The organism is Umezawaea endophytica (assembly GCF_025061645.1).
GTDB lineage: Bacteria > Actinomycetota > Actinomycetes > Mycobacteriales > Pseudonocardiaceae > Umezawaea > Umezawaea endophytica.
This window is the reverse complement of record NZ_JANYMP010000036.1, coordinates 76,508-89,256: the sequence shown is the minus strand read 5'-3', so window position 1 is coordinate 89,256 and position 12,749 is coordinate 76,508. Positions and strand designations below refer to the sequence as shown.

The following is a 12,749-nucleotide window of genomic DNA, read 5'->3' as shown; positions in this document are numbered from 1 at the left end:
CGCCACAAGGGTGTTCGACCGCACCCGCGCCGCCCTCCTCACGGACGAAACGTACGACGTCGTGATCGACACCGTCGCAGGCCCATCGCTCGAACAGCACTTGGAACTCCTCCGTCCCAACGGGCGCTACGTGCTCTGCGGCGGTGCCGCCGGGCCACCCGGTCCAGACGCCTTCACACCGCTGCTGCGAAACATCCACAAATCGCCGACGCTGATCGTCTTCAGCCTCAATTCACTCGAGCCGCAAGACCTACGGCGTTCCTGGAAGAGGGTCACCACGCTGCTGCGCGAAGACCGGCTCTCCCCCGTCCTCGATAGCCGTTTCCCCCTCGCTCAAGCCGATTCCGCACTCCGACATGTCGAGTTCGGCCGCCCGTTCGGCAAAGTGGTGCTGCTGCCTGGCTAGCCGGCACACGCCGAAACGCGTAGCGGTTCCACGCCAGCCCCTTCGATGACGGCGGTTTCGTCCGGCTCATCCAGTACACCCAGCGGGCCAGACCGCTTTCGAGTTGGCTGAGGCAGGGCCAGGCTGGTCGTTGCCCGCAGGTCAGCGGCAGCGGTGTTTTGCGAAACGAGCCTGTGCGTCCTGGTACCGCTGTTGGACGTAGCTCTTGCGGAGATGGCTTCCCTGCGGGAAATCCTCCTGATGGCCGCACCGCGCGCACACCAGCTCGGGCATGCCCTCGGGCGGCGGTTCGGTGAGGGCGATGTGGTGCTTGGGTATGGTCAGTCGCACGGCGTTGCCGTGACCGGTGACGCCGACCTCTTCCGCCGCGGTCGATCCGATGATCCAACCGGCGACGAAGCCCAGGGCCATCGCCACGGGACCCCAGACGACCTGGCCCGCGATGAGGCCCGCGACCCCGGCGAGGAAGAGCACCACGCACGCCCAAGTGGCTGCTCGCCAGTAGCCCTGCCGTCGGCGTGTGGCCGCGACGCTGTGCACGGTGAAGGTCAGTTCCTCGGCGCATTCTCCGCATCGGACTGGTAATCGTGTCGCAGGTTGTCCATCATCGGGACGAACCAGCTCCCGTTTGACGCCTTGGTACTTCCACGACACGGTGGACGGCCCGCTCGATTGCCCGAGGAAATTCATCCGGTGGGACACCACCGCCTGCTGCTTCTTCGCAATTCCGAGCGGCATTTTCCCCCCTCGCCGGCATGACGTCATCCGAGCCGATCCTCCTGCGGCGCATACACGTGGTCAAGAGGATCTCTCCGGTTGACGCCGGGCGAGCGCTCTGCTGAGGAGTCGCTCCCTGCCAGCGACGGCCGATGCGCGGAATCGGCGAAGTCGCCCATTCGACCTGTGGCTCGACTCAGCCTGTCGGGGTGATCTCGTCGAGGAGCGCGCGCACGTCGTCGGCCTCCTGGGACTTCAGCCGGGTCAGCAACGCCATCGCGCGCCGCAGGCACGACCGCGCGGCCCCGCCGTCGCCGGTCGCGAGGTTGGCGCGGCCGAGCAGGTGCAGTGCGCGCCCGTGCTCGTAGTCCTCGCCGCTCTCCTCCAGCGCCGCCACGGCCGCGAGCAGCACGCCTGTCGCACCGGCCGCGTCGCCGCTCGCCAACAGCGTCCGGCCCAGGCTGGAGTGCACGATCGCCTCGCGGATCGGGTCGTTGAGCTCCCGCACCAGTTTGAGCGCGGCCTCGTGGACGGCCACGGCGGCGGGGTAGTCGGCCAACGCGCGGTAGGTGCACGCGAGGTCGTCGGTCACGTCGAACTCGAGGTGCCGGTCGCCGAGGTCCTGGGCGACGGCCAGCGCCCGGCGGTCGTGGTCGGCGGCCAGGTCTGCTCTCCCGAGGTCGCGGTGGGCCGCGGCGAGGTTGACCAGCGCGTAGCCCTCCACCCGCCGGTCGTCCGCGTGCACGCCCGCCAGCGCGTCCTCGTAGCAGGAGACCGCGCCCGCCAGGTCACCCGAGTTGTGCAGCGAGACGCCGAGGTTGATCCGGACGTGCAGCTCGTTCGCGTGGTCGCCCGCCGCGCGGTACAACCCGATCGCCTCGACGTAAAGAGCCGTGCTCGCGGCCAGGTCGTAGCACCCGACCGACCGCGCGAGGGCACGCACGACGTATCCCTGCCGGGCGAGATCGCCCGTGCGCCGGGTGACCTCGCGTGCCAGCCGCAGGTTCTCCTCCCACCGTTCGCTCACGCCCCACTCGTTGAACGCCGCCTGCAACGGCCGCACCAGCAGCACGCCGAGGTCGTCCAGGCCCAGGTCGGACAGCGCCTGCCGTTGCAGCGACATCAGGTTCGTCCGCTCCGACTCCAGCCACGCCAGCGCTTGGTCCACAGTGGCCAGTGGTGCCCCGGACTCGTCCTCCGCACCGTCGTCCTCCATCCGGATCGATGGCATCACCAGCAAGGACGCCCGCCGCGCCGACACCAGGTACCACCGCAGCACCCGGCGCAGTGCCGCGCGCCGGACCGGCTCCGGCTCGGTGGCAGCGCGTTCGGCGGCGTAGAGCCGGACCAGGTCGTGCATGCCCAGGCGCCGGTCGACCAGGTGCACGCGGGTCAGCGCGGCCAGCGCCGTCGCGGCGTCGGTCTCGGTCACGTCGAGCAGGCGCGCGGCGACCGGCGCCGTGAAGCGCGGGCTCTCCAGCAGGCCCAGCGTGCGGAACAGCGTTGCCGCTCGGTCGTCGAGCAGGTCGACGCTCACCCCGACACTCGTGGCGACAGACAGGTCGTCCACCTCGAACTCGGCCAGCCCGCCCGCGGCGGCCCACCCGTCGCCGATGCCGGCGCGGGCGCCCGCCACCCGCAACGCCAACGGCATGCCGCCGCACCTCCGGGCCTGCGAGCGGGCTCCGGCGGTGTCGCGCGAGCCCGCCACGCGGCACAGCAGCGCCACGGACTCCGCCTCCGACAGCGGGTCGAGACCGCACGTCCGCACACCGGGCAGGACCGCCATGTTGTGCCTGCTGGTGATGAGGACCGCGCTGCCCGCCGAGCCGGGCAGCAGCGGCCGGACGTGCGCCGGGTCCCGCGCGTCGTCCAGCACCACCAGCACCTTCCGGTCGGCGAGCACGCTGCGGTACAGCGTCACCCGTTCCCGTTCGGTGTTGGGCAGCGACGACGGCGGCACGCCGAGCGCACGCAGGGCCTCGGCCAGCGCTTCGCTCGACGGAACCGCGTCGCGGCTGGTACCGCGCAGGTCGAGGTGTAGCTGGCCGTCCGGGAACAGGTGCCGCACCCGGTGGCCGACGTGCGTGGCGAGTGTGGTCTTGCCCATGCCGCCCGCGCCGGTGATCGCGCACACGGCGGTCGTCCGGCGGGGAGCGGTGAGCAGTCCGCACAGCCGCGTGATCTCGACCCGGCGGCCGGTGAAGTCGGGGGTGTCCGGCGGCAGTTGCGCGGGCACCGCCACCGGCGGTGCCGACGCCGCGGACAGCTCCTGGCGCAGCACGCGCTGCCGCGCGGCCAGCAGCACGCCGTCCGGGTCCAGCCCCAGCTCGTCGGCCAGCCCCTGCCGGGCAGTCTCGAACACCCGCAGCGCGGCGGCCGCCTGCCCGTCGGCCGCCAGCACGAGCATCAGCCTGGCCTGGACCCCGCTGTGCAGCGGCTCGGCGTCCGCGACTCGACGCAGCCGCGGCAGCACGACCTCCGGTCTGCCCAGCGCCAACCCGACGTCGGCGAGCGCGAGCACGGACTCGACCCGCTCGAACCGGATCGCGGCGATCTCGGGCAGCGACCGGAGGTCCTCGAAGTCGGCCAGCGGCTCGCCCCGGAACAGCCGAGCCGCCCGCGCGAGCAGGTCCAGCTCGACCTCCGGGTCGCCGGAGTCCTCCGCCCGCCGCACCAGCGACCGGAACTCCAGCAGGTCGTGCTCGTCGTCGCCGACGACCAGCCGGTACCGCCTGCCCTCGGACACCAGCAGCTCACGCCGCCGAACGGGCCGCTCCACCCGCAGTGCCCGCCGTAGCTGGCTCACGTACGTCGAGATCAAGCCCGCTGACCCGTCGGGCGTGCTACCGCCCCACACCGCCTCCACGATCGCGTCCCGGTGCACCGCAGTGTTGGGGGACAACGCGAGCACGGCGAGCACCGCGCGTTGCTTCACCGAACCGAGGTCGACCGGCTGGGCACGCACCGACACCTCCAGCGGCCCGAGCACGCTCAACCGCAGCGGGCTGCCGATGTGCGGCGCCAACTCCTCGGCCGTCAGCCCGAGCACCGCACCCAGGCTGCGGATGGCGGCAGGCCTCGGCGACCGCGTGCGGCCCTGCTCGATGTCCCGCACCGCCCCCACGCTCAGCCCCGCCCGTTCGGCCAACTCCCGCTGCGTGATCACCGCGGCCCGCCTGCGCGCGGCTACGACCTCGCCCAACCCCTCATGGCCCATACGGCAACTCCCCCCTCCCGTACCGAACCCGCAGTCGACCCGGCCCCCACCGGCCCACCAGCTCGTTCCGGCGGCCCCTGCCTTGATCGACCTCGAACCCCCCACCAGCACGATAGATCCATCAGACAAGAGACCGGGGGGTCGGATGAAATACCGGATGCTGGGAACGCTCGAGGTGCGTCGCGACGGGGCGCAGGTGCCGTTGGGCGGTCCCCGCCAACGCGCGGTGCTGGCCGCGCTGCTGATCCGGGCGGGCCGCGTCGCCACCGTGGACTACCTGGCCCGCGCCGTGTGGGAACTGCCGCCCGCCTCGCTGCGCGCGAACCTGCGCACCTACGTGGCCGGACTGCGCCGCGCGCTGGGAAGCGCCATCGTGAGCCACCCCGACGGTTACGAACTCCGCGTGCGCCCCGAAGACTTCGACCTGGCGGTCTTCGAGCAGTCACGACGACACGGCCTGCGCGCCGAGCGCGATCACGACTACGCCACCGCGGCGGGCCACTACGGACACGCGCTGGCACTGTGGCGTGGCAACGTCCTCGACGGTCTGCGCCTCACCGGCCCCGCGCTGCTCGCGGAAGCCACGGCGATCGAGGAACGACGGCTCGCCACCGTCGAACGCTCCGTCGAGACGCGGCTGCTCGCGGGCGGGCACGCCGACACCGTGGGAGACCTGTACCGGCTCGTCGCCGAGCACCCGCAGCGCGAAGCCTTCTGGGCCCAACTTATGCGCGGCCTGCACGCCGCGGGCAGACAGGCCGAAGCCCTCACCGCCTACCGCAGGGCACGCGCGTTCTGCGTGGCCGAACTCGGCGTCGAACCCGGCCACGCCCTGCGCCGGATCCACCGCGCGATCCTCGACGGCACGCTGTGTGCGCGATCTGTGCACGACCTGTACGTCACACCGTGAAGCTGGTCGTGATCCAACGAGGATCCGAAGTTCGTACAGGGGGTTCCATACATGAGGATCATGATCGCGAGGGTGCTCGCCGCAGTGCTCGTGCTGCTGTCGATGGCGGCGTTCACCCTTCCTGCGGGCGCCGAGGGGAGCGGGCGCAGCGGTTACGGGATCAGCACGCAGGACGTCACCGCGCTCGACTTCTTCGACCGGTACCGCAACCAGGCCACCGGCCAGTACCTCGACGATAGCTGGGAGTACGGGCTGCGCGCGCTGCCCAACTACAACAACGACCACCAGTTGTGGAACGTCCACCGGTGGGCGGACAACACGTTCGAGATCAGGAACGTGGTGACCGGGCGCTGCCTGGACGACAGCTTCGAGTACGGGTTCCGCACGGTTCCGTGCTACGCCAACACCTACCAGAGCTGGTACGTGACGCAGTGGGCCGACGGCACGGTCACGCTGGAGAACCAGCAGACCCGCCGCGTGATCGACCATAGCTGGGACTTCGGGCTGCGGACGTTCGGGCGCAACAACAGCGCGTACCAGCGCTGGTAGTGGGTCGAAAGGCCCGTCGTTCCCCGAACGACGGGCCTCGTTCCCGGTCGACCGACCCAGGTGGCAGGGCCAAGCACTGGACTCGGGCATGGTGTTGCGTGCCCCTGCGAGCATCGACTTCCAGCAGAGATCACCAAGTTCAACTCTGCCGACGAGAGGACGCAAGCCTCCTGGTCGCAACCGCGCGGTCCGGCCACGGACTGACAGCCCGTTGGCTATACCTTGCTCGCCACCACCATGTAGTTCTCGGCCTCAGGGTTGAACGTGCTCATTTCCGTCTGGAGTCCGACCCGGTGCAACTCGACTTCGAGCTCTTCGTATCGGTAGGGCCAGCTCGACAGCAGTTCCGAGCGGGCAAGAACCGACCCAGCCGTATCCACTTGCGCGATCGCAATCTCGATGTGGTGCTCGTCCTCCCAGTTCGGCGCAATGTCCCAGCGGTAGACCACGACGGCATCGCGACCGTTCCGGCGGACGAGTCGGTCACCGATGTCCAGCCGGGAACCTCTGGCCCTCACGAGTTCCCACGTGCGGGAGGTGAGTACCAAGCGCCCGCCACGGCGCAGAAGCCGTGACATCGACTCCAGAGCAGCAACCCTGCCTCGCGCGCCCTCGGCATGGTGCAGCGAGTTGCCAACGCAGAACACCATGTCGAAGGTGTCGTCATCGAAATGGTCGGGCAACTCCTGCCAGTCCGCCCGCACTGTCCGGACAGATGCCCTGAACTCCTCAGACAACTCAGCAGTCCGACGAACCATCGCTTCGCTGGCGTCAGTCGCGACAACGTGCATGCCAAGACCAGCGAGACCGACCGCCAACTGTCCGGTCCCGCAAGAACAATCGAGGACGTGAGCGTTCGACGGCAGAAGACTGAGGACGTCATCGAACGATGCAGCGAACTCGGCCGGAGCCAGCTTTGCATCCGAGATGAGCCACTCGTACACCTCGGCGAGCGCGTTGTAGCTGCTCACATCTACTACCTCCGTCACGCGGCAAGCTCACGGTGGCCATCAGTACATCAGCGGAGCAAGTCGGTCACCAATGGTTTTCGCAAGGGCAACGCGTCCTCGCATGCCGCTGTCAGGGCCTGTCACGGATGCACTGTCGTGCTGATGAGCGTACGTAACGACGGTGCTGTCGAGGGGCGTTCGCTGGTGACGCCCACCCGCGCCCATGAGCGGAAGCGGGACTGTTGCTGCACCTCTACGTCGCCCAGAGACGTCGTAGAAACCTACCCATGGACGTGTAGCGGGTCATTCCTGAAGTCGGGTAAACAGTTCCCTTGCTTCCAGTGATCTGGCGTCAGCTTCCTCGTCCCGCCCCAAAGCGCGCAGTGGGGCAACCATCCTCTGCAAGGTATTGGCTACATGCCTGAGGTAGCCATGAGTGCGGCGCAAGGTGAGAGCTCGCTGGTAGTGCTCGATCGACTTGGTTGGTCGGCGGGCACGGTATTCGATGTAGCCGAGCGTTTCCCGACAGGACGCCTCGCCTTCTGGATTGGGGTACGCGGCCAGTGCAGCCTCACCGAACGTGCGAGCCCGGTCGAGGTCGCCGAGTCGGGCAGTGAACCACGCGACTGCGTTCAGGGCGTGGGCTTCGCTTATGGTGTCGTGGAGTTCTCGTGACAGACGCAAGTTTTCCTCGGCGTGGTGCAGGGCGTCGGAGTCGTCGCCTTTGCGGCCGAGTGCCCACGCCAGGGCGCGATGGGTGTGAGAGAGCTGGTGCAGGTCCCCCAAGTGCTCGGCGAGAACGCGTGCTTCCCGCAAGTGTGTCAAAGCCTCGGAGTCCCGGTGAGCGCGAGCGAGAGCTTCGCCAAGTCGTCGTTGGGAGGTGACCAGGGCCGAACTTGGCGGCTGTGCGCGCAGCGTGAGGCCCCAGGTGCGGATGTCGGCGTCAGGCTGATCCCGTCGGTGGTGGTAGGTGGTCAGGGTTCGCGCCAGGTGCCAGACAACGTCGTGCCACCCATGCTTCGCGGCGATGTCGACAGCAGCGAGCAGGCACTGGTGCTCCGCATCGAACCAGGCCAGCGCCGCATCGACGTCTACAGGCGTTTCCGGTTGGCATCCCCGTGACATCGGCGGCAGGACCGCAGGTGCACCGTGGGGCTGGAGGCGGCGATCTGCCTCATGGGCGGTGTACAGGTAGTGGTCGGTTACCCGCCGCAAGGCGTCGACATCCTCGACACGGACATGGGCGCGAATTAAGTCATGCATGCGATAACGCCCACTAGGCACCCTGTCCAGCAGGCACAGGCGCTCCAAAGCTGGCAGTTCGGACACCGATCCCGTGAGGCTGACCACGGCGGCGAGTCCAATGTCCGGTCCCGGTGCGGCGGCGAGCAAACCGAGGGCACGCGACTGCGTCTCGGTCAACGCGCGCAACGACCACCACAGCACCGCAGGCACACTGTTGCTCGGGTCCTCATCATCGAGCTGCCCCAACTCGTCAGCGATCCGTGCAAGCGGCATCTCGGGATACATCTGGCCGCGACTGGCCACGATCGCCAGAGCGAGCGGCAGTCCAGCACAGTGCTCCACAATCCGCCGCACAGCCAAAGGATCAGAGTTGACCCGGACGGACCCAAGTCGCGCAACGAATAGATGGTGGGACTCGACGTCACGGAGCAGGCCGAGCCGTACGTGCACAGTGCCGTGCCGAGTGATCAGCGAGGTGAGCTGACGACGGCTGGTCACCAGTACCGTGCAGGAAGACCCACCGGGCAACAGCGACTCCACTTGGGCCGCGTCGGCAGCATTGTCGAGTACGACCAGCAGCCGCTTGTCTGCGGTCAGGCTTCGATAGAGCCCAACCTGGGCATGTGGGTCAGGTGGTAGGTCAACGGCGCCGAGAGCGTCGAGGAACCCTCGTACTGCGACAGCGGGAACCATCGGCTGATCCGGGGAAAACCCACGCAAGTCGACAAACAGTTGACCATCCGGAAATCGGTGTCGGTTGGCATGTGCCCAGTGCACCACCAGCCACGTCTTGCCTATACCGCCGATTCCAACTATCGCGTGAACCCCAGGACTGCTAGCCAGACCAGCCAAGTCTCCAGTCCTGCCCACAAAGCATGACGGCGAGGCGGGCAACTGCCGGGGCGGCGGCCGCGGCCGCACACGTCCTATGACGACCTCTCCGGCCTGTACAACAGTCCCCGTCACTTCGCCGCTGACGACGTTATGCACATCGAACCGCTCAGGCATGCAACCAGCATGCACCGACCGGTGGAGCGCCACCAGATCTAACGTCCGCACATGCCGCGAACCGCCCTTGTGCCAGCACGTCCTCCTCGATCAGCCCGTGCCACCTGACCGAATAACCTGCTGCTTGTGACATCGAAGGACGACGCCTCCCAGCTCTTCCAACCGTTGCCCCAGCCCACGGTCGATCGTTCAGCCGCCTACGAGGCTCTGCTCCGAGACCTGCTCGACCTGGTCGGCACCACAAGTCCGACGACAGACGACAAGAGCATCCGCTCGGCGTGGCGCCATCACACCCGCAGAGGGCTGGGCAAAGCGCTTGCCGACCACGCGGATACCGGTCCCGTGCCCGAGACGTGGTTCGAGCCGTTCGTCCGCGCGATGGTGCACGAGCCGGACCCCAGCCTCACCCGGCAACTCGTCGAACCCGCGATCATCGCGTTCGGCCGTCGCCGCGTCCAACGCGCCCTCATCGCCCTGCTGGACGCCGACGTTCCAGCCGACATCGCGGGCGCGGCCCGTGCCTGGTACTGGACACAGGCACGTCTGAGTTACGAGTGGCGCCGCTTCCGCACACCGGAACCGGACGATGACACCGAGCGCGAGGACCTCAAGGATCTGCGGCAGCAGTACCGCCACACCGCGCTACGTCGTTTCGTCACCGTCGATGACCTCGACATGCGTCGATGCATCCTGCCGGGCCTGTCGCTGAATCCCGAGCGGTACCCCGATGACATGCACCACCTGGTGACCCAGGCCATCCGGATCGCCCGCACCTCATCCGACGACTACCTGCGCCACCGAGTCGGAATCCAGATCCCCCCCTGAGAACGCCTCCGCACAACGAGCCTCCAGCACCGGATGCGACGCGCTGTCCTGGAAGGTGGCTACCACGATTCCGTTCTCCGGCACGGTATCCGCCGTGGAGTTCGCGTCGATCTCGTCAAAAGTGTTGCCTCTACAGGGTTTCATCTCCTTTTGGTCGCCTGATGGGAAATGAGGTCGCCGACGTTCCGACCGAGTTGAGTCAGGAGTTCGGTTGTCTGGTTGAGCGGGTCAGTGCCGCAGCGGCAAGGGCGATCCAGACGATCACCGCTCCGGTGGTGGCGAGCGCGGCTGGGCCGAGAGTGCTCGTCACGGCGGCTCCGGCGAGGCCGCCGGTGGCGACGCCGAGTTGGACGGCCGAGGCGTTGAGGGTGATCAGGACGGCTCCGTTGTCGGGGTAGGCGTGCAGGAGGCGGTTGGTCTGGGCCGGGGTGAGCATCCAGCCGAACAGGCCCCACACGACCAGGGCCGCGCCGAAGGCGATGGGATGGGTGGCGAACGGAAGCAGCAGCAGGACGGTCGCGATGACGGTCAGGGCTGTCCACAGCACGCGGTGCCAGCCGTAGCGGTCGACCAGGAATCCGCCGAGCAGGGTGCCGGTGGTGGAGCCGATGCCGAAGACCAGGACGACGGTGGCGGTCTGAGCGGGTGTGGCGTGGACGTTGTGCTGGGCGACCAGGGAGATGTAGGCGTAGACGACGAACTCGCCCAGCACGACCGTGAACGTGAGCAGCAGGATCGCCAGCATTCGCCGTTGGGTGACGAACGCGAGCCACTCGCGCATGCTCATGGTGCTGACCGGGTTGTCGCGGAGTCGGCTGAACCACTGGGCGATCACGACGGCGAGTGCTCCGGCCGCTATCAGGACCAGGACGTAGCGCCAACTCGACAGCGAGGCGAGGTAGATGCCCACCGGCGCGCCGACCAGGGTGGCGGCGGTGAACCCCGACGCCACGATCGACAGAACCCGGCCACGGCGATCCGCGCCCAGGCTGAGCGCGCGAGCGCCGGCGTTGGGGATGTAGGCGCAAGCCCCCAGGGCGGCGACCAATCTGCCGACCATGAGGATCGCAAGCGTGCCAGCGCTGGCGGCGATCAGGTTGCCCAGCGCGAACGTGACGAGGCCGAGCGCGCAGATCAGCCGTTGGGACCGTCCTCCGGCCAGAACGGCGAGGGTCGGCGCGCCGAACACGTAGACCAGCGGGTAGAGCGCCAGACCCGCGCCCACGGCGGCAGGATCGGCGTGCAGGTCGCGGCTGAGCTGAGGCAGGACGCCGGTGAGGATGGTGCCTTCAGCGGCGACGACGAACGCGCCGAACACCAAGGGCGTCAGGCTCCACCAGGTCGGAGCGCGGTTGTCGGCAATAGTCACGACGTCGAATCCCTGTCGCGGTGATCTGATCGCATCAACGCTTCGTATCCGGTGATGGTCTCCCGGTGATCATGCCACGCCTCGGCCATCGGGCCGTCGGTGAACGTGTCGAGCAGCCGCACAAGCAGATCGACCTCGGTGCGCAGCACGTCGACCGGATCAGATCGCCGCCATCGCGGGCTCCGCGCTGGCCGCTGCATCAGGTCGGCGGTCGGACACCTTCAGCTCGACTGTGAGCGGCGGTCGATTGGCCGGTGCGGCGCGTGCTGCGATGGGCCATGTTTGTCCGAGATGGTGCACCGCTTCGCGGATGTCCGCGGGCGGCCCCTCCTGCCCTGCCGATGCCCGTCCAACTGACATCACCTCTCGGGCCACGGCCAGCAGATGTTCTTAGCCCTCCGGCGTGACGACGCCCTCCCGCAACGTTCGTGTCGACCGGACTCACGCCGTCAGCCGAACAGCTCCGGACTGCTCACCTACGTGGTTTCCTTCATGGCGTGCTTGCGTGAGGTCTCCAGGACGGCGATCACCGCGAAGGCGACGGCTCCCGCAGCTACGGCGGTGGCGTAGCACCACGGTGCGGGGAGGTAGTTGGCCGCCACGAGCGCGTTCGGGCCCTTGTCGGTGAAGGCCCGAAAGATGATGGCGATCGGCCCTTCCCAGACTCCCACCATCAGCGTGAGAAGCATTGCCAGCCGGTGCCAGCCGTCGTCCACGAGCCACCTCCATTGGGATACGAACGTATCAACTCCATCACTTGTTATTGGCTATATCAAGGCACAATGAGTCAATACGTCACGGTATTGACGTCAAGTATCGTGAGGACGTGCGTGACGAAACGAGCTGCCGCGTCTGCCGTGGCCCGGTGCGGCCTGCTTCGCGCGGCCGTCGCCCGGTCTACTGCTCCCGCGCCTGCCAGGCTCGGGCGTACCGATCGCGCAAGAACCCGCCGGTCTCGGTAGTCGTCGACGAGCCGACCGCGCGTCAGCGCCTGATCGTCGAGGCGGTCTGGCGCATCGCCGCCGAGCGCGGCCTGGACATGGCCACCGTCCGGGAGATCGCCGTCGAGGCGGGCGTGTCGGCGCGGGTGGTGCAGTACCACTTCAAGGGCAAGCACGACCTGCTGGTCATCGCGCTGCGGTTGCTGCACCGCGACAACGAGCGTCGGGCTCGAGACCGGATCGCCGCACTGCGCGACGCGTCAAATCCCAGGGTGCTGCTGCGTGCCACGCTCGAGGAACTGCTCCCGCTCGACGATCAGCGCCGCACCAGCCTGCGGGTGATGACCGCCTACTACACGCGGAGCCTGACCGATCCCGCGCTGGCATCGGTCTTCCTGCACGACGAGAGTCCTTTGGAAGACATGGTCACGGCCCTGATCTCGGCGGCCGGGACCCGACGCTCGATCGACGCGGCCCGTGAGGCCGACCTGCTCGTCGCCGGGGTCACCGGGCTCGGCCTTGACCTGCTGCACCAGCGCCGCACTCGAGCAGACGTGCGGCGCACTCTGGACTACCACTTGGACCGAATCCTGCAAACTCAACCATGAG

The 12,749-nt window shown here is 68.2% G+C and carries 12 protein-coding genes; 5 read left to right on the top strand and 7 right to left on the bottom strand.

Translation table 11 applies throughout. The annotated features are described in order from the left end of the window. The coding region (locus NZH93_RS43570) for a zinc-binding dehydrogenase (protein ID WP_259629212.1) at positions 1–406 on the top strand (406 nt) is incomplete at its 5' end. Positions 407–547: 141 nt separating this feature from the next. Here NZH93_RS43570 and NZH93_RS43565 read toward each other — a convergent pair. Together NZH93_RS43565 and NZH93_RS43560 are read right to left on the bottom strand one after the other, a co-directional pair. Beyond that, a complete protein-coding gene (locus tag NZH93_RS43565) occupies positions 548–1,144 on the bottom strand; it encodes a hypothetical protein (protein WP_259629211.1) in 597 nt (198 codons plus the stop codon). Positions 1,145–1,319: 175 nt separating this feature from the next. After that, positions 1,320–4,343 carry a BTAD domain-containing putative transcriptional regulator gene (locus NZH93_RS43560; RefSeq protein WP_259629210.1) on the bottom strand — a complete coding sequence of 1,008 codons (3,024 nt, stop codon included), beginning with the start codon at positions 4,341–4,343 and terminating at the stop codon, positions 1,320–1,322. Between the two features lie 157 nt (positions 4,344–4,500). Here NZH93_RS43560 and NZH93_RS43555 point away from each other — a divergent pair, with 157 nt between their 5' ends. Next, complete coding sequence (locus NZH93_RS43555; RefSeq protein ID WP_259629209.1) at positions 4,501–5,253, top strand: AfsR/SARP family transcriptional regulator; 753 nt, start codon at positions 4,501–4,503, stop codon at positions 5,251–5,253. A 51-nt stretch (positions 5,254–5,304) separates the two neighbouring features. Next, positions 5,305–5,802, top strand: a complete 498-nt coding sequence (locus NZH93_RS43550) for an RICIN domain-containing protein (protein ID WP_259629208.1) — start codon at positions 5,305–5,307, stop codon at positions 5,800–5,802. A 215-nt stretch (positions 5,803–6,017) separates the two neighbouring features. Here the strand turns inward: NZH93_RS43550 and NZH93_RS43545 are convergent, their stop codons facing one another. Continuing rightward, positions 6,018–6,773, bottom strand: a complete 756-nt coding sequence (locus NZH93_RS43545) for a class I SAM-dependent methyltransferase (RefSeq protein WP_259629207.1) — start codon at positions 6,771–6,773, stop codon at positions 6,018–6,020. Between the two features lie 282 nt (positions 6,774–7,055). Further along, on the bottom strand, positions 7,056–8,777 hold the full coding sequence (locus NZH93_RS43540) for a tetratricopeptide repeat protein (RefSeq protein ID WP_505011385.1): 1,722 nt from the start codon (positions 8,775–8,777) through the stop codon (positions 7,056–7,058). A gap of 354 nt (positions 8,778–9,131) precedes the next feature. On the opposite strand from NZH93_RS43540, the gene NZH93_RS43535 reads away from it, so the two are divergent. After that, complete coding sequence (locus NZH93_RS43535) at positions 9,132–9,830, top strand: hypothetical protein (protein WP_259629205.1); 699 nt, start codon at positions 9,132–9,134, stop codon at positions 9,828–9,830. Positions 9,831–10,029: 199 nt separating this feature from the next. Here the strand turns inward: NZH93_RS43535 and NZH93_RS43530 are convergent, their stop codons facing one another. The 3 genes from NZH93_RS43530 to NZH93_RS43520 form a co-directional block, all read right to left on the bottom strand. Further along, positions 10,030–11,199, bottom strand: a complete 1,170-nt coding sequence (locus NZH93_RS43530) for an MFS transporter (protein ID WP_259629204.1) — start codon at positions 11,197–11,199, stop codon at positions 10,030–10,032. Then, the gene (locus tag NZH93_RS43525; protein ID WP_259629203.1) at positions 11,196–11,348 is read right to left on the bottom strand and encodes a hypothetical protein; all 153 of its coding nucleotides are present in this window, start codon (positions 11,346–11,348) and stop codon (positions 11,196–11,198) included. Before NZH93_RS43525 ends, NZH93_RS43530 begins: the two co-directional genes overlap by 4 nt. A gap of 327 nt (positions 11,349–11,675) precedes the next feature. After that, positions 11,676–11,915 (bottom strand): hypothetical protein, encoded by a 240-nt coding sequence (locus NZH93_RS43520; protein WP_259629202.1) that lies wholly within the window; start codon positions 11,913–11,915, stop codon positions 11,676–11,678. Positions 11,916–12,025: 110 nt separating this feature from the next. Between NZH93_RS43520 and NZH93_RS43515 the strand changes: the two genes are divergently transcribed. Then, positions 12,026–12,748 carry a TetR/AcrR family transcriptional regulator gene (locus NZH93_RS43515; RefSeq protein WP_259629201.1) on the top strand — a complete coding sequence of 241 codons (723 nt, stop codon included), beginning with the start codon at positions 12,026–12,028 and terminating at the stop codon, positions 12,746–12,748. Position 12,749 lies beyond the last annotated feature (1 nt).